The following is a 25,985-nucleotide window of genomic DNA, read 5'->3' on the forward strand; positions in this document are numbered from 1 at the left end:
GGGCTCCTGTCGTTTCCGTGCCCCTGGATTGGGTCATAGTGTCTGTCCGTCCTCTACCTGCGGCGTTGTCTTGCTCCGGATGCGGCAGTTAGGGACGTTCCTTTTCTGCCGGCAGTCTGGGACATTCCTTGAGGTAGTCGTTGGGGACGCTCTTGTTTGACCAGTCGTTTAAGAACGTCCCCAATGACTATCTCTCCGCCCCCGTGGGATCGGGGGTCGTCTACCGAATGGTTGATGCGGCGGCCCTGCGGCCATGTCACACTCAGAGGTGGCCTGACCCAACCCGGAAGGAGCCTCCATGAGCCTTGACAACGTAGCCCTGCGCGCCACCACACTTGATGACCTGACCGGCATCGCCGCCATCTACAACCAGCTGTGGTGCAACACGCTGCGCAACCGCGGCGACGTCGAAGCTGCCGATTTCTGCGCGCGCTTTAACATCGCCATGCAGCTGCAGCGCTCCCCCATCGCGCTTGTCGCCGAGGCCGAGGGCCGCATTATCGCCGCCTGCTGCATCGGCATCTTCGAAGACGGCAAGCCGCGTACCAACCCCACGTGGGTACCCTGCTACGACGAGATGTTCGCCCAGGCAACCGAGATGGCGAAGACCGCCGACGCCAAGCTCGAGGGCTCGCTCTTTGGCGACAGCCGCGAGAAGGCCACGGCCGACCGCTTTGCCGCCACGGGCAATGAGTATGCCCAGGGCCAACTCAACCTCATCATCATCGTGCCCGAGTGGCAGGGCAAGGGGCTCGGCCGCGCGCTCATCGACCTTGCGCGCGCCGAGCTCGCCCGGGCAGGCTGCACCAAGTTCTTCCTGATGAGCGACTGCAGCTCCGACTGGCAGTTCTACGAGCACCTCAACATGAAGCGCATCTTGGAAGATCACAGCCAAGACACCGGCGACGGCTTTATCGTCTACATGTACGGAGGCGACACGCAGGATTAGCTTGAGTGCCGCCTCACGGGCTTTCTCCAAGACAGCCCAAAGCAATCAGCCACGCCAAAAGGGACATGCCAAAAAGGGACAGGTTTATTTTGGCAGGTTTTATCTGGGTAAACGCCAACCGCCGCGAGGAAGTTGCCTTCCCTCGCGGCAGTCTTCTAGCAGCCAAAACCAAGTGAGTAGACTTTTTGCAGGAGGCCGAGCACACCCCGAATCGCCACAGCGCTGACCTGCGGTTTTATTGAGCACTTGTCGTGATATGCTCGGCAGATCCAAAAAAGCCTACTCACTTGGTTTTGAGGCGCTCCAGATAGGCGAACAACCGCCGCGAAAGGGATCCGATCCTCTTCGCGGCGGTTGTTCGCGCTGGTTTTGAGGCGGTTTTGCCCGCTTGCTACTCGCTGCAGCGGGCAGCGATGACAGTTCGCACCATGCCGGCGCTCATAAGGCAGGCCCCCGACGACTACAGCAGCACACGCAATAATCTGACAGTATCATTTGCCATAATCTTGCAGTAGTGTTTTCCATAATCTAATAGTGGCCCAGTTCAGAGGCGTTATTGGATAGTGACATATAACCGTTTTAGAACGTCCCCAACGACTGCCCGGGAGCGATAACAGGTATTATCTGGTCAAACACCAAAACCACCACAAAGGTGCCTGTCCCCTTTGTGGTGGTTTGGAGCTCTCCTCGGCGGAATGCTAGACTGGCGGCGTATACATTCGCGCCAAAACACGGGTCGCATGCAAGAAAGGAGATGCCATGGCGCCTATCGCACCGCTCAAGATGCTCGTCGCTCCTGCCGCCAAGACCATCGCCCGCCTGAGCGACTCACTCACCTACGAAGATATCCCCTGCGTCGTCGAATCACGCGAGGACAGCTGCCCCTACCTGGGCCACGTCCCCTACTTTGCACCCAAGCTCGCATCTGATCCCGAGCAGCGTGAGCAGTAATCCAAGATGCATCTAGCACCGCACAACTCGCGGCGCTACTGTTTTGGTGCAAAGCGACCTGTCCCCCTTGCGCCAACGCCGGGATTGTCGATGCTGCGGCCGCGGCGCGATATGAGGCGCGAAACCTCGCCCAGCAACACGCCGATCACCACACCCATGAGGATCGGCAACTTTGACATCTCGGCGGGCGAGCTGTTAAGCGGCACGGTTGTCGCAACAATCGAAAGCACGAGCTCTACCACCGGCACCGCAAGCGCTACCGCAAGCACCTTGCCCTCGAAGAGCGCGCGAAACACACGCGGGCGGTCGTCGTATTTACGCAGGCGCCAAAACGCCGGGAACATCGGGATATAGCTCATGAGCAGAAAGACGACGTTCATCGAGAAGAAGACCCAAAAGACGTCGGAACCTTCACCCAGCGGAATCTGAAGTAGCAGCACCAAGCTGGCAAAACAACCGTTAATGAGTGCCGAGCCGTTGGGCATGCCGGTCTTCTTGGACACCAGCGCAAAGGGACGCGGCATGTTGCCATGGCGCGCGGCATAGCTCGCCACGTTGTTGACGCCAAAGCTCCAACAGATCATGTTGGCAAACAGCGTTACCAGAAAGGCCACGCCCACGACCATCGTCAGCGGGTGAGCGCGCCCCACCATGGCGGCAACCGCGTCCACAATGCCCGAATCGAGTGAAAGCTGCTCGGTGGGAACCGCGGCTCCAATACCGATGCCACAGATAATGTAGATCGCCGCGATGGCAACGCCACCGGCGATAACCGCCTTGGGGATATCGCGCGATGGGTTCTTCATCGTGCTGGCAAAGGTCGCGACCACCTCAAAGCCCATAAAGTTGAATAGGATGATTGAAAGATACGTCAGTGAGTTAGTGTCTCCCAGATCGGGGACAAAGGTCTTAAACGACATATCGTTGGCAAAGCCGTTGTTGCAGGCAAACCAGATGCCGATGATTCCCACCACGGCGGTAATGAGCACCTTGATGACGGCGCCGCCATCCATGACCCAATCGGCCTCGGCCACCGGCTGCATTGCCATGACCGTGACGCCCCACACAAAGGTAAGCTCGATGGCAATTCGGACCCCAAGCGAAAAATCGATGCCCCATACCGCATTGATGACACTGGGAAACATGCAGGCGATACTTGCCACCCACAGTGGAAAGTTGACCCAATAGCACCAGGAGCAGCGGGCGCCCCAACGGTCGCCCAAGCCCAGACGAACCCAATCGTACAGGCCGCCCTCGGAATCGAACGCCGTACCGAGCTCGGCCACCACCAGGCCATAGGGAAGCAAAAACGTAATGATGAGGAAGATCCACCAGAAGAACTGCACGTTACCCATGGCAGATGCCGGAGCCGCCGCCTCGATGGTAAAAACGACGCAGATAACCGAGAGGATGACCTCGAACAGGGAGAACTTTTTACCTGCCACGGCACGCTCCCCCTACAGCAAAAAGGATGGCATCTGTACCGAAGGCGCAGCCCAAGGTAGGGTTGCAGGCCGCGTCACCGGTGCAGGTGCCATCCCAAAGAGAAGAGAGGATGCAATTGTTGGACCAACGCTCGCGGAACAGGCGCGTGTAGATAACGATACGCTGGTACATAGATACTCCGATCAAAACGGTCGCGCTCGCAACCGGAAACTATCAGCAATTGAAGACGCGTCTGACCTGGGAAATTCAAGCGAACAATTGGCCTAACCCGCAATAAATCCCAGATCAGACGCGTACTCAATCAAAGAGGCGGACACTCCGAAGTGGAGGCAACGGAGTGCCCAAAGAAAAACCCAGCCGACCAAGACATCGAATAAACCGACCATCAATGCCCCGAGATGGTCCGATTCACCGACCGTCCGATTGATCGGCTGGGTTTCTGAGGTGCGGCAGATTCCCGTGAAAGAGGAGCGCCGCGTACTTTGGTACGCAAGCGACGAATGAACGGGAAGGTGCCGTGCCTCGGGAAGACAGACAATTACGCGGACGGCTCCTGCTGAGTAATGCAGTGGATGTTGCCGCCACCGAAGACGACCTGCTCGGACTGAACGCCGACGCACTTGTAGACACCCTCGCCCCAGACCTCGTCGTAGATCTTCTGGAGCGTGTCGACGGCCAGCTGGTCGTTCTCGTCGCCGTACTGCGGGACGATAACGCCGTGGTTGGTCACGAGGTAGTTCATGTAGGAGGCGATCAGCGGCTCGTCGGGGACGCGCGGCTCGGCGTTCTCGTCGGCGTCGATGGTGTCGCAGGAAGCCTGGTCCATGAACAGCGGGTTCACGGGCATGCAGAGCTTGTAGACCTTCATCTTGCGGCCCTTGGCGTCGACGGCGTTGGAGAGGGTCTCGTAGGCAGCGTGGCACTGCTCGTAGAACGGATACTCGGGATCGTCGGTCCAAATGCAGGCCATGACGCCCGGCGCGATGAACGTGGCGACGTCGTCGATGTGGCCGTTGGTCTCCTCGGGGTCGATGCCCTCCTTGACCCAGATGACCTTCTCGACACCCAGGTAATCCTTGAGGTGCTCGTCCATGTAGGCGCGAAGCTCCTCGCTCCAGGGCTCAAACTTCTTGTGGAACTTGGGCCAGATGGACTCGGGATCCTCTTCCTCCTCGAGCACTGCAGAGCAGGTGCGGCCCGGGGAAAGCAGGCACTGGTCGGTCACGACAAGGGTGCCCTCGCCGTCAACGGTGATGGAGCCGCCCTCGAGGATCATGTCATCGGGACGATAGCGGCGGCAGCCGGAAAGCTCAGCCATCTTAAGGGCGATCTGCTCGTCCTTGTCCCACGGGAAATAGAGGCCGTCGACGAGACCGCCGTAGGCGTTGAAGTGCCAGTGGTTGGCGCGCTTCTCACCCTTGCCGTTGATGACGTAGGTGGCGGCGGTGTCGCGGAACCAGGCGTCGTCGGTGGTCATCTCGATGACGGTGACGTTCTCGTCCTCCTCGAAGACGGCCTTGCAGTTGGCATAGTCGACCTGGTTGGCGCACATGGTAACCGGGGTGAACTCGGCGATGGCGCGGGCGATGGCGGCATACTGCTTCTGAGCCGGCTTGGCGCCGTGGGCCCAGGTGTCGGTGCGGTGGGGCCAACCCATCCACACGCGATCCTGCGGGGCGAACTCAGCGGGCATAAAGAAGCCGTCGGCCTTGGGGGTGGACTCGGACTCGGTGATCGTACGCATAAGATATCCTCCAAATCGAACGATCGCTTGCTGCGGGCGGGTTACCCGCAGCCTAAAACCAAGAGATGGTAGGCGCCCGTTCCCCGGCAAGGGTCGGGGCGCCCGGCGCCGGTTTTCACGGAGTCGCACCGGCAAGCGACGACGTAACCAAGTGCGCGGAGACAAAACGCACGAAGGATACGGAAGAGAGATTGGGGTGGGCGGTGGTTACCGGAGCTATCGCTCACACCCACCCCGGGGAATGGTTAGCAAACCTGTCGCTTGGGCACGTCTCCGAAGAGGCTAGAGTGCCCGGAGTCGGGAGCGACAAGCCCGACGAAGCGCGCGTTGGTACACGAGGAGGGTTGGAGCCCCAGAACCGGGTGCTCTAGTTCTCCTCGGCCTCGGCGGCCTCCTCAGCGAGACGCTGAGCTGCCAGCTCGGGAGTGAGGCCCTTGTACTCGGTCTCGCGGCCCTTGGCGCTGACGACGCGGACAACCTCGCCGATGAGCAGAAGCACGATGAAGATAACGATCATCGGGAGCTTGTCGCCAATCTCGGCGGCGGAGAGCGGCACCAGCGTTGCAACGATGGCCAGGATCAGCTCGATGCAAGGGATGGCCAGCATGACCTTCATCATGGCACCCTTAAACGGGAACGTGAAGATGCGCTCGCGGTCGGGGTCGTTCTTGCGAAGGTTGAGGAACGCCGGGAACATCGGGATGTAGGTCAGCAGCAGGAAGACGACGGAGGTGCCGAAGAGCATCCAGAAGACGCCGTTGGAGATGGCGTCGATGGGAACGAGCTGCAGGCACAGCACCAGGGAGGCAACGACGGCGTTGACCAGGTTGGCGCCGTTGGGCATGTCATCATCCGAAATCATCGAGGCGAAGACCTTGGGCATGTTGCCGTGCTCGGCAGCGTAGCGGGCGACGGAGTTGACGCCGAAGGACCAGGCGGCCATGTTGGCGAACAGGGTGATCAGGAAGGCGATGCAGATGACCCTGAAGATCATGGAGTCGCCCACCATGGTCTGGACTGCGACAATCATGCCATAGTCGGGGTCGATGGAATCGGCCGGCACAGCAGCGCCGATGCCAAAGCCAGCGAACAGGTAGATCACGGCGATGGACAGGCCACCGACGATGATAGCCTTGGGGATATCGCGAGCGGGATCGGCCATGTCGTCGGTCATAGTGCAGATGACCTCGAAGCCCATGAAGTTAAAGATGATGATCGACAGGTAGCCGAGAGCGTTGGTGTTGGTGAGCTCGGGCAGGAAGGTGGCAGCGGACATGTCGTTCGCAAAACCGTTCTCCATGGCATACCAAATGCCCAAAGCGCCAACGATAACGGCGACGGCGACCTTGATGATGGCGCCACCGTTAAGGACCCACTCGGAGTCGGCCGCCTTGGAGCGGCCCATGAGGTAGACGATCCACACAAAGGCAAGATCGATACCCATCTTGGCGATCAAGTTGAACTCGACGCCAAAGACCATGCCCAAAATGTCGGGGAACATGGTAGCCAGCGAGGCGATCCACAGCGGGTAGTTGACCCAGTAGTAGTACGAGATGCGGGCGCCCCATTTGTCGCCCAGGCCATCGCGTACCCAGTCGTAAATGCCGCCCTCGCCGTCATAGGTGGTACCGAGCTCGGCGACAACCATGCCGTAGGGAAGCAGGAAGGTCAGGATCAGGAAGATCCACCAGAAGAACTGCTGGTTGCCAATGGCAGCAGCAGGAGCGGCGGCCTCGCAAACGAAGACGACGCAGATGATGGTCGAAATGACCGTCAAGAAGGAAAGCTTTTTCTTTCCGTCGCTCATGATGAGCTCCTTCGCTCAGTCTTGGACAGATCCGAGGCCCTAAGGTATTAAGGCAATTGCTTGGGCCTCGGTGAGCGGGCGACAGGAGACGAGCATCCGCCGCCCGCAAACGTGCTTTTAGAAGCCTTGAGGCTTAGAGCTGCTCGAGAGCCTCGAGAGCGGCGTGGAGCTCAGCCTTGGCGGAGTACTCGACACCCTCGTCGTTGAGCGGGGTGCGCTTGCCCAGGGCGGCAAGGAGAGCACGGATGGAGTGCTTGCGGTTCTCGGCCTCGACCCAGCACAGGGAGCGCTCGGGATCGTCCATGACTTCGTCGACGACCTCCTCGTTGCGGGTGGCCGGCAGGCAGTGCATGAACTTGGAGTTGGGGCCGGCAAAGTTCATCATGTCCATGGTGACCTGATACTTGGGATAGAACACGTCCATGTAGTTCTCGCCCGAGACCTCCTCGTCGTACAGGCCATACCACACGTCGGTGTAGATGAAGTCGGCGCCCTTGATGCACTCGATGTCGTCGGAGATGACGACAGAGCCGCCGGAGACCTTGCAGTTCTCCTCGGCGATGGCCATCATCTGCTTGCCGAACTCGGCGCGCTCCTCGACGGTGCCAACGTGCAGGCCGCCGTCGGGGATCTGGTGGCCCTTAGGTCCAAACTGGACAAACTTCATGCCGACCTTGGAGGCGATGAACATGAGGGAGACGCAGACCTGGGTGGCGTCGCCGATGAAGGCCAGGGTGCAGTCCTCGATCTTCTTGCCCTCGGGGAGGTTCTCGAGCATGGTCATGAGGTCGCCCATCTCCTGCGTGGGATGGTTGAACTCGGACATGCCATTGATGACGGGCACAGCGGAGCCCTCGGCGAGGCCGACGACGTCCTTGTGACGGTCAACGCGAGCCATCATGATGTCGAGCAGCGAGCCCATAACGCGAGCGGTGTCGCCCAGGGACTCGTGACCGCCGAGCTGGATGGTGCCAGGGCCATAGAACTGAGCATGGCCGCCAAGGTCGGTCATAGCGGTCTCGAAGGAAAGACGGGTGCGGGTGGAGACCTGCTGGAAGATCATGCCAAGGCTCTTGTTGCGGAGCAGGTGCGGATAATAACCGTCAACCTTGATGGCCTTCTTCATTGCCAGGCCAAGATCCTCGATAGCCAGGATCTGCTCTTTGGTGAAGTCGTTGGTGTCGATGAAATCCTTAGGCAGTGCCATGTCGATTTCCTTTCCGCCGGTCTTGCCGACTATTACTATGAGACGCTCGAACATCACGCCTCGTGTTGACAAGACCATCATTCACCCGTATGCAATTTTTACCTAGTTTATTCGGGATTAAAGACCGTTCACGGAGTTACACCCCCTCTAAACCAATATAAACCCGCAGGTAGCGAGCTTGCAGGGGGTTTACTATCTGGAACCGCGAACGGTATATCGCTATGCTGTAACTCGGCGCCTAATCCGCAATGAAACGATGGGTTGAGGCGTCTATATCCCGCAAGATATACAGGGCTCGGCCATAGACGAAATGAGATGGGACGGTGGCAGATGAACACTCTGATGTTCTTCTATACCCTAGCGATACTCCTGATTTGTATTGTGACGGCAGTGCTTTCGCTTGCCGCCTATGCCTCGTCTCGTCGACGGTTCTTTATCTATGGCAGCGGCGTATTTATCTGCTATGCCATCGAGATGACCGAGATTTTCTTTTTCGAATACACGCTGCAAAACCAGAGTTTTCCGGCCAGCGACTATTACTCAATTACCATGCCTGTGTTGCGGACCCTTGTGGCGACCGCTTCACAAGCTTTTATCTGGCTCATTGCCATGGACTTGCTCGACAAACATTCAAAAAAGCAGTTTGTTATTCCCGTCGCAACGTTCTTCCTGAGCGAGCTGCTGATCATTGTCGCTGTCCCCTACGGCCCCATGCATCAATGGCTCTACTACACGATACGTCAGGCATTCCTTGTATTTGTGGGGCTCTATATCTTTTGGACGGCGCATAAAAGCACGCAGGTCGAGCTTAAGGCGCGCGTCAACAATCAACGAAAGCACCTCATTATCGGCGCCATTCTGGTCGGTTGCATCGTTGCCGAGGATTTCTACAACATCCTTGTTGTTCCCATGAGCCTGGCACCCTCCTGGCTGCAGCTGTACCTATCCGAGCGCAACTTTAGCGAGAACATCTTTGCGTGCTACTTTGCGATTCTGCTGATTATCTATGCCTATCACGTGCTTTCGATTCGCATGCGGGAGGCACCCGAGGAAAAGAACGTCAGCGATCTTGATCGACACATCGAAGAGCAGATGCCCTTCTACCGCAACGCCTACAAGCTCTCCAACCGCGAGACCGAAGTCATGCGCCTGGTTGTGCTGGGCAAATCGAACCAAGAGATCGCCGACGAGCTATTCCTTGCCGTGGGCACCGTCAAGACCCACATCCACAACATCCTGGTCAAAACCGAGCAGCAAAACCGCACGACGCTGATCCTCCACTTCTGGAAGCGATAACCTACCAAAAAGGGACAGGTTTATTTTGGCAGGTTTTATCTGGGCAAACGTGAAGGCCGTCGCGAGGGAACTGCTTTCCCTCGCGACGGCCTTCTAACAGCGAAAACCAAGTGAGTAGGCTTTTTGCAGAAGGCCGAGCACGCCCCAAATCGACACAGCCCTGACCTGCGGTTTTATTGGGCACTTGTCGCGGTGTGCTCGGCAAATCCAAGAAAGTCTACTCACTTGCATCTGAGGCGCACCAGAAAGGCAAAAAACCGCCGCGAAAGGGGTCCGAACCCCGTTCGCGGCGGCTGTTCGCAGTGGCTTTGCGATGGTTTTACCCGTCTGCTACTCGCTGTAGCGGGTGGCGATGGCAGCTTGTACCATGCCGGCGCTCATGAGGTACGTTACCAGGAAGTAGCCACCATAGGCCGCCAGGAAAATCGCGCAGGTGAGGCCCACGGTGCCGGCGATGCTTATATCGCCGAATACGCTCACCAGCTCGATGATCACCTTGAGCGCCACAAAGGAGTGCGCCAAGCCCACTGCCAGCGGGAACAGGAAGAATACCGCTTGCTGCGCCATCACCGAATGACGAATCTGGCGGTCGTCACAGCCGATCTGTGCCAGCACACGATAGCTGCGGCTGCCGTCGGCCACATTGGAGAGCTGCTGGATCGATAGGATTGCCGCGCACGCAACGACCAGTACAAAGCCAATGTAGATGGCCAGATAGCTAATCATGCCGTTCATCTGCGCTGCTTGCGTGTACATCTCGGAACGCGTGATGAAGACTCCCCACGACCCCGGCTCCTTGCCGTCAACGAGCAGATTATCGAGCAAGGTGTATTTAATGCTCTCGTCTGCCTCGGTCGTATCCATACCCTGTTTGTAATTAACGAGCAGATTACTGGAATACGGCTGCAGATTAAGCTGGGACAGCAGTTCATCGGCTACGACCACGGTACCGGGATTGCTGCCCATCGCCGAGTTGGCGATGGCCGCCGTGTCCTCGTCCGACTTATCGGTTGCGGGCTTGAGCTCATGCCCGCCCAAGGTGAGGGTATGGCCGCCGGCCATGTATTTGGTGTACAGGTCGCCCAGCTCACCGCCCATATCACACGTGAGCAAATACTGGTCGCGGCCAATGCTCACCGGCTCCTCGCCCATCATCTGGCGCAGTTTGTTGTACTGGCTCGCCGGCGTCACATACAGACCCATCGCATCGGCGTTGCTTCCCTCGAGCGCCTTGGGAAGCTTTTCGCCCATGGCCTTGCACATCTCGCCCGCCACCACCGAGGGGCCCGAGCCGCCAAGCGGGTAACTCAGATACGAATCGATCTGCACATGCTCACCGGCAACATCGGCGATATTGACCTTTTTGCCGGTCTCGTCGTTGTTGTCCGCCGACTTGCGCTCGCCATGCCATGCAGCGTACAAATCGACCGTTGCATCGGCCAGCACCATGCGATCGGCCTCAGACGGATTGACATACTCCTTGTAGTAGTCGAGCGTTTCGGGCGTGTAATAGACATACGTCTGAGACACGTCAACAGGGTTATAGCGCTCCAGGTTTTCGTTCATCACATTGGCAATAGACATACCGCACGTCACCGAGGTAATGGCCAAAAACAGAATCATCGCGATGACGCCCATCGAAAAGCACACCGTGTTGACCTTGGCCGCAAGCTGGCGCACGGTAAACATGTTAAGTCCGCGCCAATACACGCCGCGCAGGCTCTGCAACAGCTTGATAAGCATGCCCGAGAGTCCCCAGAACAGGGCAAAGGTGCCCACTGTAACCATAGCGGTCGTAATGCCAAACTGGTTCATAGCCTCTTGCAGCTTGCTGTCCGTCGCGGTTAGCGGGAACCCATCACGTAGCAGACGGTAATAGGCCACGCCCACAAGCACCACGCCCACGGCAAAGATGGCAATCGCGATCCAGGGGTTGCGTGTCTTGATGCTCTCGTTGCGACGCTCGGCACCCATAAGCTCGATGAGTTTGGTACGACGCACGGCGCGAAGGTTCAGCAGTAGCGTGAGCACAAACATCACGAGCATGCAGGCAAGGGTCAGGTTGAACGCATGCGCCGAGAAGAAAAAGTGGAAATTGGCAATCTGCGTCTTAAAGAGCGAGGCCGTAAAGAACGTCATGAGCTGGGAGAGCCCCACGCCCAGCACAATGCCGGCAACAAAGGCCACGACCGATACTATCACGGTCTCGAGCGCCATGATCGTGGCGACGCGCCCGCGCCCCATGCCGAGCACCTGGTACAGGCCAAACTCCTTCTTGCGGCGTTTCATGATGAAGTTATTGGCATACACCATCAAAAAGGCCATGACACCGGCCAAAAAGTACGTCAGGTAGCCGAGCATGCTGCCCATAACCTGCGCCAAGCCCTTTTCATCGATTCCGGCGATGTCAACCTGCATCGAGATGGTGTTAAAGGCATAGAAGACCGTGACGCCCAGGGTGAGCGTCAAAAGGTAGACGAGATAGTCGCGGCCGGCGCGGCGGACGTTGCCCCAAGCGAGTTTACAGAGCATCGGAGCCCTCACCGCCCATCATGGCAACGACCTCCATAATGCGGTCGAAAAACTCTCGGCGGTCGGTGTCGCCGCGGCGCAACTCGGTGAAGATTTTGCCGTCGCGAATAAACAGTACACGACTCGTGTAGCTGGCGGCAAAGCTGTCGTGCGTGACCATGAGCACGGTAGCGCGTAGGCGGCGATTGAGGGCCTCCAGGCTCTCGAGCAGCAGGCGAGCGCTCTTGGAATCGAGGGCGCCGGTGGGCTCGTCGGCCATGATCATGGTGGGATCGGTGACGAGCGCGCGAGCCGCGGCAACGCGCTGCTGCTGACCGCCGGACATCTGATAGGGATACTTGTCGAGCACCTGACTGATGGACAGGCGCGCTGCCACATCCTGCACGCGGGTCGAGATCTCTGCCGAGTTTGTGCGGGCGATGGTGAGCGGCAGGGCGATGTTCTCGCGCGCCGTGAGCGTATCGAGCAGGTTGGAGTCCTGGAAGATAAAGCCCAGTTCCTCGCGGCGGAACTGCGAGAGCTTGGCCTGCTTCATGCGCGTCACGTCCTGGCCGTTGATGCGGATCGTGCCACTTGTGGCGCTATCGATGGTCGACACGCAGTTGAGCAACGTCGACTTGCCCGAGCCCGAAGCGCCCATGATGCCAACAAATTCGCCGCGGTTGACGGTAAAGCTGACGTCGTTGAGCGCGCGGGTCACGTTGCCCAGCGCTCCATATACCTTTTCGAGATGCGCGACCTCCAGTACCGGGGTCGCCATGTGCGTGGTTTGCATACCGAGTCCTTTCTTGCGATTAGTCTACGGCATCTATAGTCGCAAGAAGCCGAGTCGGCTACCATCGATATGACTTACGCTTGCCTTACCGTTGTGTAAGGTACGGGTAGCTAGCCTGTCACGTGTTGATGTTGAGAGAGGACTCCTGTTGAAGACTGTTCATGTTGCCGCCGGGATCATTCGCAAGGAAGGATCCGACGAGCTGCTGGCCGTGCAGCGCGGCTACGGCGACATGCAAGGACTTTGGGAGTTCCCGGGTGGTAAGCTCATGCGCGGCGAGTCGCCCGAGGACGCCGTACGCCGCGAGCTTATGGAAGAGTTGCAGGTAAAAGTCACCAACCTGCGCGATTTCTACACCGTTGAGTATGACTACCCCGATTTTCATCTCTCCATGGAGTGCTACTACTGCTCGCTCGCCGATGAATCCGATGAGCCTCAGAAGCACGACCGCCAGCTCGATATCCGCTGGATTCCGCGCACCTCGCTTGCCACCGTTGAGTGGATGCCCGCCGACAAGGGGCTCATTGATGCCCTGATTGAGCTGAAGGAAGACCGGCTTGAGGCAAGCGCCGCCGATGACGCCGCGCCCAACACAGCCGCCAAACCCAGGCGCAAACCTAAGCGCCGCAGCAAAAAGCGCCCCAAGCCCGGCCTGCTGGACGGCATCGATACCTCGGACCTCTCCGCTGACGAGCGCGAACTGGTCCGCCGGCGCGCCGCCATCAAAAAGTCCATGAAGGGCAACAAGCGCGCCAACACCAAGCCCGAGCTGCTCGTACGTCAGCGCCTACGGGCCGCGGGCCTTACGGGCTATCGTTTGGAATGGAAGGTACCCGGCAAGCCCGACATCGCCTTCCCCGGCCGCAAGATCGCCATCTTCGTCAACGGCTGCTTTTGGCACCGCTGCCCCAAGTGCAACCCGAGCCAGCCCAAGCGCAATGTTGATTTTTGGGAGGCAAAGTTCCGTCGCAACGTCGAGCGCGACCGCGCTGCCGTGGCGGCACTCACTCAAATGGGCTGGACACCCATAACCATCTGGGAATGCGAGCTCAAAAAAGACCGCATCGACGCCACGATGGAAAAGGTCATCGAGCAGGTACGGGCTGCAGAGCCGCAGCGCTAACAGCGAGCATTCACACGCCCCACACAGGCGAGCCACATCCACGTCACAAACCTTAGAAAGCCCTTAAGCCCAAAACCTTTCAAGAGTGTTACTCAATAGCCTTGACCTGCGGTTTCATCGTAACACCAAACCAGGTTAAGCCTTTCTTTAGCGCTTCTTTGAACGGTCCGCTGCATAATACTGCCAACGCACGGGACCTAGCAGCACACCCTGTGCGCAACCTTTTGGTGGACATCGAGGAGGCCGCATAAGCATGCATTCTTCCAATGACGCAACACAGCAGCCATCCCTAACACATGCAGACCTTTTCTCCTTCCCCCCGACACAGAGAAATGGCCTCCTCGACTCCCCCACCACAAAAGCAAAACGCTCAACCGACCAGAACCTCAACTTGCGAGCATCGTTCGAAAAGCTCCAAGCATCCCTAAACAAGGCGTTCCCCGAACAGGCAAGAGCAATCTAAGCCCATCGCGCTTTATACTGATGCCATGCGAAACATGGATCACATAGAATTGCACCGCGGAGGACGCGAGGAAGCGTTTCCCGAGACCGCCGATGACTGGCCCTATATTGCCGAACGCGCAGAATTCGCTCGCTATCCGGGCAATTCCGTCCCCTGGCACTGGCATTCCGAAGTTGAGCTTTTCTACATGGAGCAGGGAGCGATTGACTATCGAACGCGCGCGGCTCATGAGCACGTACGCTTTGAGGAAGGGTCCGCCGGCTTTATCAACGGCGGCGTTTTGCACAGCACGCTGCAATCACCCAATTCGGCACCAGCCATTCAAATGTTGCATATCTTTCAGCCGTCGATGCTCGGCGATCCCGCGGGACGCCTTCAAAAGCGCTATATCAATCCTTTACTGCAATGTCGAGGCGTCGATGTGCTCAAATGGTCGCCCACCAACCCCGACGATATGCCCTTTATCGATTTGCTAAAGAGTTCCTTTAACCACGACCTTCAACGGCCGCAGAACGAGATGGCGCTTCGGAATAGCTTGTCAGAGCTCTGGATTCAGATTTACGCCAAGGCCGAACCGCTCTTTTCCTCCGACAACGCCTCTTGGATGACCAACCGCGACGTACAGTTCAAGGCAATCCTGGACTATATCCGCGCGAACTATGCAGCCGCTATAGATGTGCCCCAGATGGCATCTGCAGCCGGCGTAAGCGAAAGAGAGTGTTACCGCATTATCGAAGCTTGCGCAGGAACGACCCCGGCGGCATATCTGCGCGCATACCGCGTAAACCGTGCTTGCGAACTTTTGACACACACCACGCGAACGGTCCAGACAGTCGCGCGCCAATGCGGCTTTGCGACAGCAAGCCATCTTGGCCAGGTATTTAAAGAACAAATGGGATGCACTCCTTCGAGCTATCGAGCAGCGAGGCAGAATCTCGATAGCACCAGGCAGAAATCCCGCTAGCCTTTCTTCTGTCACCGCATCAAACTTGCAGGCAAACAACAGAGAGGAGCAATCATATGAAGCACTTTGACCATATCGTATTTGACGTTGATGGGACATTGGCAGATACAGAAGAAAGCGTTCTATCATCGCTTGTCCAGATTGTCCAAGAAGAGACCGGCAAAACGCTCCCCCGACACGAGCTTGAATTTGCCCTCGGCATACCCGGCAAGGATGCCCTTGAGAAACTTGGAATCTACTCGCAGGCAACGTTGGATCGCTGGTGCCAAGTTGCCGCCAGCTTTAAAAGCACCATCAGCGTGTTTCCAGGTTTGCTTGAAGTCATCGCAACACTCGCCGATAGCGGCTGCAAACTTGGCATCGTCTCCTCACGTGCGCGCGACGAATACACAAAAGAAATTGCACCCCTTGGTTTCGATAAGTATTTTGAGCACATCATCCTTGTCGAAGACACAACCGAACATAAACCCGCACCCGCACCCATGCTCGAATATCTCCGGCGTACGGGCGCGAATCCTGGCAACGTCGTCTACGTTGGCGACACCGTCTACGACGAACAATGCGCAACTTCGGCAGGGGTCAGTTTTGCCAGAGCGGCATGGGGATCACACCAAGACATCCCAAACGCCACCTACAACCTCAAAACCCCCAACGACCTACTAACCCTAACAACCAAATAACCCACGCGTCCCACCCTTTCAGCCCCAACACCACAAGGGCGATTGAGCAGAACGGCTTGGGCGGGTCCCCGTACTTAGTTTCCAAAATCATTCCGCAGCGCGAAGGCTTCTTATTATTTTCCGCCCTAACGCCACAAGGGCGACGACCTCGAGTAGGTCAACCTGGGAGGGACGAGGGCTTAGTTCCCCAATCTTTCCGCAGGGGGCAAAAAGCCTCGCCGCACGAAGTGCGCAGCGAGGCTTTTTGCATGCCCGAGGACGATTGGGGAACTAAGCCCCCGTCCCTCCCCGGGATATGTAGCGAGTCGGAGTACCCTTGCTGTTACTCTGCCTTGCCCACAGAGTTGAGGTTGGTCATGCGGATCTTAACCAGCTCGGTGATCTCGCGCATGCCCTCCTTGGCCGGCTTCTTGGGATCGAAGCAGGCGGGGTTCTCGGCCATGTAGGCCATGAAGCCCTTGGTGAAGGCCTGACGCAGCTCGGTAGCGTAGTTAACCTTGCAGATGCCGTTCTTCACGGCCTCGGCAACCTGCTCATCGGGCACACCGGAGGTGCCGTGCAGGACCAGCGGCACGTCGACGGCGTCGCGGATGGCCTTGACCACGGACTGCTCGATGTGCGGATCGCTCGTGTACACGCCGTGGCTGGTGCCAACGCCAATAGCGAGGGAGGTGCAGCCAGTGCGCTCGACGAACTCCTTGGCCTCGGCAGGATCGGTGTAGGGGCTCTCGCCCTCAACCGCGGGACCGTCGTCCTCCTTGCCGCCGACCTTGCCGAGCTCAGCCTCGACGGGCACGCCCATGGCGCGGCCAGCATCGGCGACGGACTTGGTCAGGGCGATGTTGTCCTCGAAGGACTCGTGCGAGCCGTCAATCATAACGGAGGTGTAGCCCGTGCGGAAAGCCTGCATGCAGCGGTCATAGCCATCGCCGTGATCGAGGTGCAGAGCGACGGGCACGGAAGCGCGCTCGGCGGCAGCCTTGACCATGCCGTAGAAGTAGTCCAGACCAGCGGTCTTGATGGTGCCCGGGGTGGTCTGCATGATGACGGGGGACTTGGTCTCCTCGGCAGCGGCCAGAACGGCCATAACAAACTCGAGGTTCTCGACGTTGAACGCGCCGACGGCGTAGTGGCCGGCCTGAGCGTCCTTGAGCATCTTTTCGGTGGTAACAAGTGCCATGAGCGTTTGCTCCTCTCCCTCGCCCGCATCTGGACATCGGGCGTAGTTGTTCACAAGGCGTTTTACCTTGCGTTTTGCTGCGCTCATTGTATGAAATTCAGCGGCTTTGCACGTGCGAGATATTGTCATCGCGCGAGGTTCAACCTTCATTTTTGAAAAGCAAACGGAAGGGATCGAACCCGAGCGCGCGTGTTCGATATTGAGTTTTGAGCCTTGATCGTCTTTCTTTTATAGAAAAGATAAGTAATCGAAAGGTATTTTCTTACTCAAAAAGAAAATGAACGAAAATAGAGTCAACACAATTCCTGCAAATTTCAGACGATGATGGAGCAGATATGGCCCACGCAACAACCCGAGCTTTCGCCGACGAGCGTCGTTCCGCCATCATGGAGATGCTCGATCATAATGCCTCGGTGCAGGTAGCAGAAATCGCCCAGACCTTTGGCGTGTCCTCCGTCACCGCCCGAGCCGACCTGGACGCGCTCGCCGAAGCAGGCAAGCTGCGCCGCACGCATGGCGGTGCCGTATCGCTCCACAAACGCCTGACCGTTTCCACGCAGGATCGCCGCATCAATGTCAACGTCGCCGCCAAGCAGGCCATCGCGCAAAGCGCCATTGAACTCGTCGGCAATGGTGACACTCTGCTCGTCGACTCGGGCACCACAGCGCTCGAGTTCGTCCGGCTCCTCGACCAGCGCGATGGCATCACCGTCATCACGGCCGACATTACCATTGCCGATTACATCGACGAGAGCATGCCCTTAGTCGATGTCGTCATGCTGGGCGGGGCACTGCGCAAAGGCCATCGCTATCTGCACGGCCCACTTACCATGCAGGCGCTCCAAATGGTCCACGCCGATCTTGCCGTCATGTGCCCTGGCGCTTTTGTTCCCGGCTGCGGCTTTACGACCGACTTTCCGCAGATGGCCGAGACCAAAGCGGCTATGGTCGGTGCCGCTCGTCAAAGTGTCGCCCTCATGGACGCCAGTAAGGTCAACGGACGTGGCATGTACCGCTTTGCCGAGCTGACCGACGTCAACGCCATCGTAATGGACCGTGACCCCGATCACGCCGTCGCCATCTCAATCGCCGAGATCGCCGACGACACCCGCCCAAATCTCGTCATCGCCGGCGCTTAAACAAAAACCACCACAAAGGTCTCCTTTGTGGTGGTTGAGCATCAGAAGTGAATGTGTCGCTACTTGGACAGCTCGTCGGCGAGAACCTCGATCTGAGCGCGCGAGGCGTCGTTGAGCGAACCCAGGACGGTCACCTTATTCTGCGTCAGCGTGATGTCTTTCATACCCTCGAGCTCCTTGGTCATAACCTTAGCGGCGGCAGGTGCCCAGGAACCGGCCTCGACGAGCGCCACGGTGCGGTTCTGGTAGGCATGCTCGGCGAGCGTGTGGATGAAGGTGCTCATAAACGGGAAGATCTCGCCCTGATAGGTGATGGAGGCGAGCACCAGACGGTCATAGCGGAACGCGTCCTCAACGGCCTCGGCCATGTCGTCGCGAGCCAGGTCAAAGACGGAAACCTTCTGGCCGCGAGCCTCAAGCGCAGATGCAAGCTCCTCAACGGCAGCCTTCAGATGGCCGTAGACGCTCGCGTAGGCAATGGTGATGCCCTCGTCCTCGGGCTGATAGCTCGACCAGGTGTTGTAGGTGTCGAGGTAGTAGCCCAGGTTCTCGGTCAGCACGGGGCCGTGGAGCGGGCAGATGATCTGGATGTCCAGATCAGCGGCCTTCTTGAGCACGGCCTGCACGAACTTGCCGAACTTACCAACGATGCCAAAGTAGTAGCGGCGAGCCTCGCAAGCCCAACCCTCGGGATCCTCGATGTCGTTAGCGCCAAACTTGCCAAAGCCGTCGGCACTAAAGAGCACCTTGTCGGTAGACTCGTAGGAGAAGATCACCTCGGGCCAGTGAACGTTGGGGGCGCCGACAAACGTTAGGCTGTGACCGCCCAGATCGAGCACGTCGCCCTCTTTGACGACCATCTTGCGCTCGGGGTAGTCGGTGCCAAAGTAGTTAACCATCATGCGGAAGGCGCCCATGCTTGCCACAATCTGTGCCTGGGGATAGCGCTCCATAAAGGCGGCGATGCCGGCGGAGTGATCGGGCTCCATGTGATGGATGACCAGGTAGTCGGGCGTGCGACCGTCGAGTACAGCCTCGAGGTTACCGAGCCATTCGTCGACAAACCCGCCATCGACTGAATCGGCGACAGCGATCTTTTCGCCCAAGATAACGTAGCTGTTGTATGCCATACCGTTCTCGGACACATCGTACTGGCCCTCGAACAGGTCAATGTCGTGATCGTCGACGCCAACGTAGCGGATATCCTTGGTGATCTCCATCAGGCAAAGCCTCCTAGATAGACAAAAGAGCCCGTCTATCATAGCACTCGGCTGCATCCCAACAGCTATCTGCCGGCATCCTTACCGATTGTTATTAAAATGCGATAAATCGCCGTTTACCAGCACAAACTATGAGCGCGGTATCGCCGTGCTATGTCGAATGATGAGCTGGCCGGGAATACGAATGGCAACGGTTTTGCCCACCGTACCCGCCTCGGGAACCGCATGCTCAAACACCTCGCGCCCACGCTGATGCAAGTCGAATCGAACGGTCGTGAGCTCGTTGTGTGCTACAAAATCATCGAGCGAATCATCGACGCCCACCACGCTCACGTCCTCGGGCACGCGCAAGCCGCTATCGCGCAGCGCGGCGATGGCACCGTTTGCCATTTGGTCGTTTGCCGCGTAAATCGCCGTCATGGTGCGGTCGTGCTCGGCCAGATATCTGCCGGCTTCGTATCCGCTGTTGGCAGACCAATCGCCCTCGAGCGGCGCCTGCGGCTTAATGTGCTTACGCTCGAGTGCATCCTGCCAACCGGCGCGACGAAACCGCTCGTCGACCGAGAACGACGGGCCGCCAATATAGCGAATCTGATCGTGTCCCAGCTCAAACAGGTGATCCATAAGCAATAGCGAGCAGCCGTAATGGTCGGAATCGACTGTGGTCACGCGCGGATGCGCGTACATGGTAACGATGACCGTGCCAATGCCCGGCAACGGATCAAACGTCTCAAAATCGGGTGCCATGCGACTCATGCCGATAATGATGCCGTCCACGGGCAGCGCGGCCATACGACGCGTGGCCTCGGCAAGCGAAAACTCCTCGGTCTTGGACATCTCGACCAGCGTGATGGCGCAATTATGCTCGCGAGCAGCGCTGGCGATGCCGTCGATCATTGAGAGGTTGCCAAACTTGGTGACATCGTTGACGCACAGGCCGACCGAATGGTAACGGCCGTCGCGCAGCGAGCGACCGGCATAACTCGGACGAAAGCCGAGCTCTTGCATAGCGGCCTGCACGCGCTGGCGCGTCTGCTCGTTGACGTTAGGCAAACCGTTGGCGACGCGCGAAACCGTCTGCTGCGAAACGCCAGCAGCGCGGGCGACGTCGGCCATGGAGACCGGACGCGTACCTGTATCGTTGGACGGGCGCCTTGCCACAGGATCACCTTCACCCTTGCGAGATCTGAATAGCGTGAATGCCGGCCTGGGCAGAAACACGCCCTGCACCGAGGCCCGCTATCGTCGGACGCATGTTAACGTACTCTACTTTTTCTATCTGCATCTTTTCTGCTTTATAAGTCCATACGACAGTACCGTTCACGGCTGTATTTCTACCGATTACCAGATTCTCAAAAAGTGACAAGCGATGTGTTATGAGTACGTTAACATAGCCCGTAACGTGCGGTATCGTGGACACTTGGTTCATGCCGCTTCAAGTTGTTAACGTACTCATAACGACGCAAAACTCACCCGTGCGCGCCAAGGAAAGGACTCCCATGACCACCCCCGACGAAAAGACACTCGCCACGCTCACCAAGCTGTTTGAGGAGGAGTTTGGCCCCATCGGCGACCGCCAGGTTCTCTATGTGCACGCGCCCGGCCGCTCCGAGATCAGCGGCAACCACACCGACCACGAGGGTGGCCACGTTATCGCCGGCTCGCTCGATGTCGCCGTTGACGGCATTGCCGTGGCGACCGATTCCAACAAGGTTCGCGTCGCCGACGAGGGTTATCCTACGTTTGAGATCACGCTCGACACGCTGGATATTCAAGAGTCCGAGAAGGGCACGTCCGCAAGCCTCGTGCGCGGTATGGCCCACGAGGTCGCAGGTCTCGGCGTTGAGCCCCAGGGCTTCGACTTTGCCTTTACCTGCTCCGTCCCCTCGGGTGGCGGCCTTTCTAGCTCCGCCGCTGTCGAGGCGGCTTACGGCCGCGCCATGGAGACGCTCTGGGGCGCGCCCGCCATTGAACCCGTCGCACTCGCCCAGATGAGCCAGCGCACCGAGAACAACTACTACGGCAAGCCCTGCGGTCTGATGGACCAAGCTGCCGTGTGCCTGGGCGGCCTCGCCTACATGGACTTTGAGGACCAGGCTCAGCCTAAGACCCAGAAGCTCGAACTCAACTTTGAGGATCACGGCTATGCGCTCGTGCTCGTCAAGGTCGGCGCCGACCATGTGGCAGCCACCGACGACTACGCCGCTGTTCCGCGCGAGATGCAGGACGTCGCCGCCGAGTTTGGCAAGGCACGCCTGTGCGAGGTAAACGTGGCGGACTTTGACGCCAAGCTCCCCGAGCTGCGCGCCAAGCTGGGCGACCGCGCCTGCCTGCGCGCCGTTCATTACTGGTACGAGAACGGCCTGGTCGATAAGCGCTGGGCGGCCCTGAACGCCGGCGACATTGACCAGTTCCTGGTCCTGACGCGTGAGTCCGGCGCCAGCTCCGCCATGTACCTGCAGAATGTTGTTGCCAAACTGGGTGCCGAGCAGCCTTCCATGTACGCGCTTGCTCTTGCCGAGCATGTGCTCGACGGCCGTGGCGCCGTTCGTATCCACGGCGGCGGCTTTGGCGGTACCATCCAGGCCTTCGTGCCGCTCGATCTGGTCGACACCTTCATTGCCAAGATGAACGGCTGGCTGGGCGAGGGCTCTGCCCGTCACTACGCCATCTCTGACAAGGGGGCTTACGCGGCATGGCTGTAATGACTGACGTGCGAGAGGCCGCGCAGAACCTGATCGAGTACGCCATCCACCGATCGATGATCGGCCAGGACGACCGGATCTGGGCATACAACACCATTTTGGAGTGCATCGGCGCCACGGGCCCCGCACTCGACATGGCTTGGGCACTCAAGACCGAGAAGATTTCGCTCTTGCACCCCGATACACTCCCCGACTTTGACCTGGAGGGCACGCTTGCCGCGCTTTCCGAGGCCGCCGTTACCAACGGTGCCGCCGAGGACACGGCGTCAGGCCGCGACCGCATCGCCATGCGCATCATGGGTGCGCTCATGCCAAGGCCTTCGGTTGTAAACGAGGAGTTCAACGGACGTATGGGCGTCAACGAGCCCCGCGCCGCAACCGACTGGTTCTACGGCCTGTGCTGCGACGCCGGCTACGTGCGCCGTGCCGCCATCGCGCGCAACATCAAATGGAGCACCCCCACCAACTGGGGTGACCTGGAGATCACCATCAACCTGTCCAAGCCCGAGAAGGACCCACGCGATATCGCTGCCGCCGGCGCCGCAAAGAACACGGGCGAAAAGTACCCCGCCTGCCAGCTGTGCATCGAAAACGAGGGCTACCCGGGACGCTCCGCCGCAGCCGACGGCGGCGCCCACCCCGCTCGCCAGAACCTACGCGTTATTCCCATTCAGCTTAATGGCGAGCGCTGGGGCTTCCAGTACAGCCCGTACGCCTACTTTAACGAGCACTGCATTGCCATGAGCTCCGAGCATCGTCCGATGCACGTCGACCGCAAGGGCTTGACCTGCCTGCTCGACTTTGTGGACCTGTTCCCGCATTACTTCATCGGCTCCAACGCCGACCTGCCTATCGTGGGCGGCTCGATTCTGTCGCACGACCACTTCCAGGGCGGCGCGCACGAGTTCCCCATGATGCATGCCGCCGAGGTCTCGCAGTTTAGCATGCCCGGTTTTGACCAGGTCACCGGCACTGTGCTGCAGTGGCCGCTCTCGGTGCTGCGCCTGCGCTCGCATGACCGCGCTCAGCTGCTCGACGCTGCCGAGAAGATTATCCTCGCCTGGCGCGAGTGGACCGACGAGTCTGCGGGCGTTATCGCGCACACGGCCGACGGCGTAGCGCACAACACCGTGACGCCCGTCATCCGCCGCGTCGACTCCCGCGGCAACGCCGGCGGCGAGATTTACGAGGCCTACCTGGCGCTTCGCTGCAATATCACGACCGACGAGCATCCGCTGGGCGTTTTCCACCCGCATGCCGAGTATCACCACATTAAGAAGGAGAACATCGGCCTGATCGAGGTTATGGGCCTGGCTATTCTTCCGCCGCGCCTGGTTCCCGAGCTCGGCGCTGTCCGCGAGCACCTGCTGGCAGCCAAAGCCGATACCAGCTACGACCTTGCCGCAGCGCTCGAGGGCGACGACCTTTGCCGCAGCCATGCCGCGTGGGCCGAGGACGTCTATGCCCGCCGCGCCGACGAGCTTACGGCGGACAACGCCATCGACATCCTGCACGAGGAGGTCGGCGTAGTGTTTGGCCACGTGCTCGACAACGCCGGCGTCTTTAAGTGGGACGAAGCCGGCCGCGCCGCCCAGCAGCGCTTTATCGACTCACTGTAATGATCCCTTGGGGACGGAGGAAAACGGACTATTTCGTCTTCAAGACAACGGCGCCCGCCGGCAACATCGCCGACGGGCGCCGTTTTTGAGTGTAGTCATTGGGGACGTTCTTAAACGACTAGTCAAACAAGAACGTCCCCAACAACTAATGACTCGAGCGTGGAAAATCCCCCACTTTGAACTCGTATGGGCACCAAAAGCGGGAGATTATCCACGATCATTCTATTAGGAGTCGCAACCGCTACAACTCTACGACCTCAACGTTGCTGTAGATCTCGTCCCAGCGGTCCATGATCAGGTGGCCGGTCTTGGGATCCATGGCGTTGAGCTTACCGCAGGTATTGGCGGTCTTGAGCACCGTGACGTCGTCGGCACCAGCAGCAATGGCATGCGCAAAACCGGCGATGGTCGAGTCGCCGGAACCCGTTGCGTTCACAGCCGCAATCGCGGGCGTCTTGGCGCGAAACGCGCGACCCTCATGGAAGCCCACCGAACCGGCAGCGCCCATCGAAACGACAACCCAGGGAATACCGGCAAAGCGGCCATCGGCGGCAAGCGCCTCGCGCAGGGCATCGACATCATCGGTCGTAAAGGACGTACCCAGTAGGCCGTTAATCTCGGTCAGGTTGGGCTTTACGAGCTCGGGCTTAGCGTCGGACTCCAGCGCTGCCTCCAGCGATGCACCCGAGGTGTCGAGCAGCACCTTGGCGCCCGCCTCCTCGGCGATCTTGACGAGCTCGGCATAGTAGCCGGCATCGACGCCACGCGGCAGCGAGCCCGAAAGCGTCACAACGTCCGCCTTCGCCGCGAGCTCGGCGAACTTGGCCGTAAAGGCCTCGAGCTCGGCCGGGGCGATCTGCGGGCCGCTCTCCAGCAGCTCGGTCTGATTACCCTCGTGCAGAATATTCAGGCAAATGCGCGTCTCACCGGCGATGGGCACAAAGTCGTTCTTGACGCCGTCGGCATCCATAAGCTCGGCCATATAGGCACCCATGTGGCCGCCAAGCAGACCAGTCGCGAGCACGTCGTCTCCCAGTTGCAGCAGCACACGGCTCACGTTGAGGCCCTTGCCGCCAGCGGTCTTTTCGGGCGTGACGCGGTTAACGTCGTCAATGATCAGCTTGTCGAGCTGATAGCGCGTATCAATCGACGGGTTCATGGTGACGGTCAGAATCATATTGAACTCCTGTTCCGGGGCGGCATGACCCGCCCCAAACATACGATAACTCGTTAAAGGATCTCGATCTCAAAACCGCGAATGACGGTCTCCCCCGGCTTGGCAACCAGGCAGCCACGCTTGTGCTCCAGAATATCGTCCTCATCGGAGCAGGTAGACAGGCCGCCCCACGGTTCCACGGCCACAAAGTCACCCTCGGGCTTGCTCCACACAATCAGGTATGGCATATCGGGGAACGTCAGGCGCACGCCCTTGTCCTCGGTTTTCTTGGTCAGCGTAACCACGCGGCTCTCGAGCACGTCAAAGATGGTCTCCGCGAAGTCGAAGAGTTCGTGGGCAAGCGGCAGGTTCTGGTCGATCATGGGGTTCTTACTGCGATGCTCAACATCAATCAGGCCCGTCGAGGGAACGGCAGTACAGAGCTCGGCGGCCTCACGCTGATCAAAACGAAGCTCATAGTCGTCATAGGACTCGTCCTCGTCGAGCGGGCACTTAAAGCCGGGGTGGCCACCCACAAAGAACGGCATGTCCTCGGTGCCCTCATTGGTCACCTCGTACGACACGGCCACCTTTGCCGCATCGATCGTGTAACGAGCAACGATCTTAAACGGATACGGGTACTGCTCGAGCAGCTCGGCATGGTCGGCAGAGCTTAGGCTCAGTGCAACCATGTTGTCGCTCTGTTCCTCGAGCTTCCACTCCTGTTTGCGCGCAAAGCCGTGGCGGGCGAGCCTAACCTCGCGGCCGCCCATGGTCATTGCGTGACCGTCGCGAAGGCCGCCGCAGATCGGGAAACAAATGGGTGCCTGGCCCGACCAGACCGCCGGGTCACCCTGCCACAGGTACTCACGGCCGTTGGCCGCAATAGAAGTGAACGATCCGCCAGCCGTGCTCAGTGCTACGCGGATAGAACCGTTATCAAGAACAAACTCCATAGGAGCCTTCCCTTTCTTACGACAGCCCGCCAAGTCAGTGGGGCTGATAGAAAACCGGCCCGCGCCCCCTCAC

21 protein-coding genes are annotated in these 25,985 nt (G+C 59.0%); 9 read left to right on the forward strand and 12 right to left on the reverse strand.

What is annotated here, in order from left to right; all coding sequences use genetic code 11:
- Positions 1-298: 298 nt before the first annotated feature.
- Together DXC99_RS08170 and DXC99_RS08175 are read left to right on the forward strand one after the other, a co-directional pair.
- On the forward strand, positions 299-949 hold the full coding sequence (locus tag DXC99_RS08170; protein WP_117583527.1) for a GNAT family N-acetyltransferase: 651 nt from the start codon (positions 299-301) through the stop codon (positions 947-949).
- A gap of 759 nt (positions 950-1,708) precedes the next feature.
- Positions 1,709-1,900: a hypothetical protein gene (locus DXC99_RS08175; protein ID WP_117629864.1), complete on the forward strand. Its 192-nt coding sequence runs from the start codon at positions 1,709-1,711 to the stop codon at positions 1,898-1,900.
- A 35-nt stretch (positions 1,901-1,935) separates the two neighbouring features.
- On the opposite strand, the gene DXC99_RS08180 is transcribed toward DXC99_RS08175, so the two are convergent.
- The 5 genes from DXC99_RS08180 to ptcA all read right to left on the reverse strand — a co-directional run bounded on the left by DXC99_RS08180 (position 1,936) and on the right by ptcA (position 8,104).
- Positions 1,936-3,345, reverse strand: coding sequence for an APC family permease (locus DXC99_RS08180; RefSeq protein ID WP_117629865.1), 1,410 nt, complete (start codon positions 3,343-3,345; stop codon positions 1,936-1,938).
- Positions 3,335-3,517 (reverse strand): hypothetical protein, encoded by a 183-nt coding sequence (locus DXC99_RS10300; protein ID WP_147327489.1) that lies wholly within the window; start codon positions 3,515-3,517, stop codon positions 3,335-3,337. Before DXC99_RS10300 ends, DXC99_RS08180 begins: the two co-directional genes overlap by 11 nt.
- 367 nt (positions 3,518-3,884) lie before the next feature.
- The gene (locus DXC99_RS08185) at positions 3,885-5,090 is read right to left on the reverse strand and encodes an agmatine deiminase family protein (RefSeq protein WP_089572369.1); all 1,206 of its coding nucleotides are present in this window, start codon (positions 5,088-5,090) and stop codon (positions 3,885-3,887) included.
- Positions 5,091-5,457: 367 nt separating this feature from the next.
- Positions 5,458-6,897, reverse strand: a complete 1,440-nt coding sequence (locus tag DXC99_RS08195; protein ID WP_117629867.1) for an APC family permease — start codon at positions 6,895-6,897, stop codon at positions 5,458-5,460.
- 133 nt (positions 6,898-7,030) lie between these two features.
- Positions 7,031-8,104: a putrescine carbamoyltransferase gene (gene ptcA, locus DXC99_RS08200; RefSeq protein WP_117583532.1), complete on the reverse strand. Its 1,074-nt coding sequence runs from the start codon at positions 8,102-8,104 to the stop codon at positions 7,031-7,033.
- Positions 8,105-8,434: 330 nt separating this feature from the next.
- Between ptcA and DXC99_RS08205 the strand changes: the two genes are divergently transcribed.
- Complete coding sequence (locus DXC99_RS08205) at positions 8,435-9,400, forward strand: response regulator transcription factor (protein WP_158551685.1); 966 nt, start codon at positions 8,435-8,437, stop codon at positions 9,398-9,400.
- A gap of 330 nt (positions 9,401-9,730) precedes the next feature.
- On the opposite strand, the gene DXC99_RS08210 is transcribed toward DXC99_RS08205, so the two are convergent.
- Together DXC99_RS08210 and DXC99_RS08215 are read right to left on the reverse strand one after the other, a co-directional pair.
- Positions 9,731-11,932: an FtsX-like permease family protein gene (locus tag DXC99_RS08210; protein ID WP_117629869.1), complete on the reverse strand. Its 2,202-nt coding sequence runs from the start codon at positions 11,930-11,932 to the stop codon at positions 9,731-9,733.
- A complete protein-coding gene (locus DXC99_RS08215; protein WP_006234847.1) occupies positions 11,922-12,707 on the reverse strand; it encodes an ABC transporter ATP-binding protein in 786 nt (261 codons plus the stop codon). The genes DXC99_RS08210 and DXC99_RS08215 overlap by 11 nt, the downstream gene beginning before the upstream one ends.
- 148 nt (positions 12,708-12,855) lie before the next feature.
- Here DXC99_RS08215 and vsr point away from each other — a divergent pair, with 148 nt between their 5' ends.
- From vsr to DXC99_RS08230, 3 genes are all read left to right on the forward strand, one after another.
- Positions 12,856-13,830 carry a DNA mismatch endonuclease Vsr gene (gene vsr / locus DXC99_RS08220; protein WP_117629870.1) on the forward strand — a complete coding sequence of 325 codons (975 nt, stop codon included), beginning with the start codon at positions 12,856-12,858 and terminating at the stop codon, positions 13,828-13,830.
- 497 nt (positions 13,831-14,327) lie between these two features.
- On the forward strand, positions 14,328-15,257 hold the full coding sequence (locus DXC99_RS08225; RefSeq protein WP_158551686.1) for an AraC family transcriptional regulator: 930 nt from the start codon (positions 14,328-14,330) through the stop codon (positions 15,255-15,257).
- 56 nt (positions 15,258-15,313) lie between these two features.
- Entirely contained in the window at positions 15,314-15,937 is a 624-nt protein-coding gene (locus DXC99_RS08230) for an HAD family hydrolase (protein ID WP_117629872.1), read from the forward strand.
- A 322-nt stretch (positions 15,938-16,259) separates the two neighbouring features.
- Here DXC99_RS08230 and DXC99_RS08235 read toward each other — a convergent pair whose 3' ends face one another.
- Positions 16,260-17,117, reverse strand: coding sequence for a class II fructose-bisphosphate aldolase (locus DXC99_RS08235; protein ID WP_117629873.1), 858 nt, complete (start codon positions 17,115-17,117; stop codon positions 16,260-16,262).
- Positions 17,118-17,452: 335 nt separating this feature from the next.
- On the opposite strand from DXC99_RS08235, the gene DXC99_RS08240 reads away from it, so the two are divergent.
- Positions 17,453-18,256, forward strand: coding sequence for a DeoR/GlpR family DNA-binding transcription regulator (locus tag DXC99_RS08240; RefSeq protein ID WP_117629874.1), 804 nt, complete (start codon positions 17,453-17,455; stop codon positions 18,254-18,256).
- Between the two features lie 59 nt (positions 18,257-18,315).
- Here the strand turns inward: DXC99_RS08240 and DXC99_RS08245 are convergent, their stop codons facing one another.
- Together DXC99_RS08245 and DXC99_RS08250 are read right to left on the reverse strand one after the other, a co-directional pair.
- Complete coding sequence (locus DXC99_RS08245; RefSeq protein WP_233505704.1) at positions 18,316-19,476, reverse strand: FprA family A-type flavoprotein; 1,161 nt, start codon at positions 19,474-19,476, stop codon at positions 18,316-18,318.
- 129 nt (positions 19,477-19,605) lie between these two features.
- Entirely contained in the window at positions 19,606-20,592 is a 987-nt protein-coding gene (locus DXC99_RS08250) for a LacI family DNA-binding transcriptional regulator (protein ID WP_117629875.1), read from the reverse strand.
- Positions 20,593-20,975: 383 nt separating this feature from the next.
- On the opposite strand from DXC99_RS08250, the gene DXC99_RS08255 reads away from it, so the two are divergent.
- The gene (locus DXC99_RS08255; RefSeq protein ID WP_117629876.1) at positions 20,976-22,181 is read left to right on the forward strand and encodes a galactokinase family protein; all 1,206 of its coding nucleotides are present in this window, start codon (positions 20,976-20,978) and stop codon (positions 22,179-22,181) included.
- Positions 22,172-23,800, forward strand: coding sequence for a UDP-glucose--hexose-1-phosphate uridylyltransferase (locus DXC99_RS08260; RefSeq protein WP_233505705.1), 1,629 nt, complete (start codon positions 22,172-22,174; stop codon positions 23,798-23,800). Before DXC99_RS08255 ends, DXC99_RS08260 begins: the two co-directional genes overlap by 10 nt.
- A 241-nt stretch (positions 23,801-24,041) precedes the next feature.
- Here DXC99_RS08260 and DXC99_RS08265 read toward each other — a convergent pair whose 3' ends face one another.
- Both DXC99_RS08265 and DXC99_RS08270 read right to left on the reverse strand, forming a co-directional pair.
- The gene (locus DXC99_RS08265; RefSeq protein ID WP_117629913.1) at positions 24,042-24,977 is read right to left on the reverse strand and encodes a hexose kinase; all 936 of its coding nucleotides are present in this window, start codon (positions 24,975-24,977) and stop codon (positions 24,042-24,044) included.
- A 53-nt stretch (positions 24,978-25,030) separates the two neighbouring features.
- Entirely contained in the window at positions 25,031-25,912 is an 882-nt protein-coding gene (locus DXC99_RS08270; RefSeq protein ID WP_117629878.1) for an aldose 1-epimerase family protein, read from the reverse strand.
- Positions 25,913-25,985 lie beyond the last annotated feature (73 nt).

It is taken from the genome of Collinsella sp. TF10-11AT, assembly GCF_003437565.1.
Lineage (GTDB): Bacteria > Actinomycetota > Coriobacteriia > Coriobacteriales > Coriobacteriaceae > Collinsella.

What these genes read in the sequence shown, in the direction of transcription:
- DXC99_RS08170 (WP_117583527.1), top strand. Translation starts at nt 299, where the DNA reads ATGAGCCTTGACAACGTAGCCCTGCGCGCCACCACACTTGATGACCTG.
- DXC99_RS08240 (WP_117629874.1), top strand. Translation starts at nt 17,453, where the DNA reads ATGGCCCACGCAACAACCCGAGCTTTCGCCGACGAGCGTCGTTCCGCC.
- DXC99_RS08195 (WP_117629867.1), bottom strand. Translation starts at nt 6,897, where the DNA reads ATGAGCGACGGAAAGAAAAAGCTTTCCTTCTTGACGGTCATTTCGACC.
- DXC99_RS08270 (WP_117629878.1), bottom strand. Translation starts at nt 25,912, where the DNA reads ATGGAGTTTGTTCTTGATAACGGTTCTATCCGCGTAGCACTGAGCACG.
- DXC99_RS08225 (WP_158551686.1), top strand. Translation starts at nt 14,328, where the DNA reads ATGGATCACATAGAATTGCACCGCGGAGGACGCGAGGAAGCGTTTCCC.
- DXC99_RS08235 (WP_117629873.1), bottom strand. Translation starts at nt 17,117, where the DNA reads ATGGCACTTGTTACCACCGAAAAGATGCTCAAGGACGCTCAGGCCGGC.
- DXC99_RS08230 (WP_117629872.1), top strand. Translation starts at nt 15,314, where the DNA reads ATGAAGCACTTTGACCATATCGTATTTGACGTTGATGGGACATTGGCA.
- ptcA (WP_117583532.1), bottom strand. Translation starts at nt 8,104, where the DNA reads ATGGCACTGCCTAAGGATTTCATCGACACCAACGACTTCACCAAAGAG.
- DXC99_RS08215 (WP_006234847.1), bottom strand. Translation starts at nt 12,707, where the DNA reads ATGCAAACCACGCACATGGCGACCCCGGTACTGGAGGTCGCGCATCTC.
- DXC99_RS08185 (WP_089572369.1), bottom strand. Translation starts at nt 5,090, where the DNA reads ATGCGTACGATCACCGAGTCCGAGTCCACCCCCAAGGCCGACGGCTTC.
- DXC99_RS08205 (WP_158551685.1), top strand. Translation starts at nt 8,435, where the DNA reads ATGAACACTCTGATGTTCTTCTATACCCTAGCGATACTCCTGATTTGT.
- DXC99_RS08260 (WP_233505705.1), top strand. Translation starts at nt 22,172, where the DNA reads ATGGCTGTAATGACTGACGTGCGAGAGGCCGCGCAGAACCTGATCGAG.
- DXC99_RS08255 (WP_117629876.1), top strand. Translation starts at nt 20,976, where the DNA reads ATGACCACCCCCGACGAAAAGACACTCGCCACGCTCACCAAGCTGTTT.
- DXC99_RS08175 (WP_117629864.1), top strand. Translation starts at nt 1,709, where the DNA reads ATGGCGCCTATCGCACCGCTCAAGATGCTCGTCGCTCCTGCCGCCAAG.
- DXC99_RS10300 (WP_147327489.1), bottom strand. Translation starts at nt 3,517, where the DNA reads ATGTACCAGCGTATCGTTATCTACACGCGCCTGTTCCGCGAGCGTTGG.
- DXC99_RS08265 (WP_117629913.1), bottom strand. Translation starts at nt 24,977, where the DNA reads ATGATTCTGACCGTCACCATGAACCCGTCGATTGATACGCGCTATCAG.
- DXC99_RS08250 (WP_117629875.1), bottom strand. Translation starts at nt 20,592, where the DNA reads ATGGCCGACGTCGCCCGCGCTGCTGGCGTTTCGCAGCAGACGGTTTCG.
- DXC99_RS08245 (WP_233505704.1), bottom strand. Translation starts at nt 19,476, where the DNA reads ATGGAGATCACCAAGGATATCCGCTACGTTGGCGTCGACGATCACGAC.
- DXC99_RS08210 (WP_117629869.1), bottom strand. Translation starts at nt 11,932, where the DNA reads ATGCTCTGTAAACTCGCTTGGGGCAACGTCCGCCGCGCCGGCCGCGAC.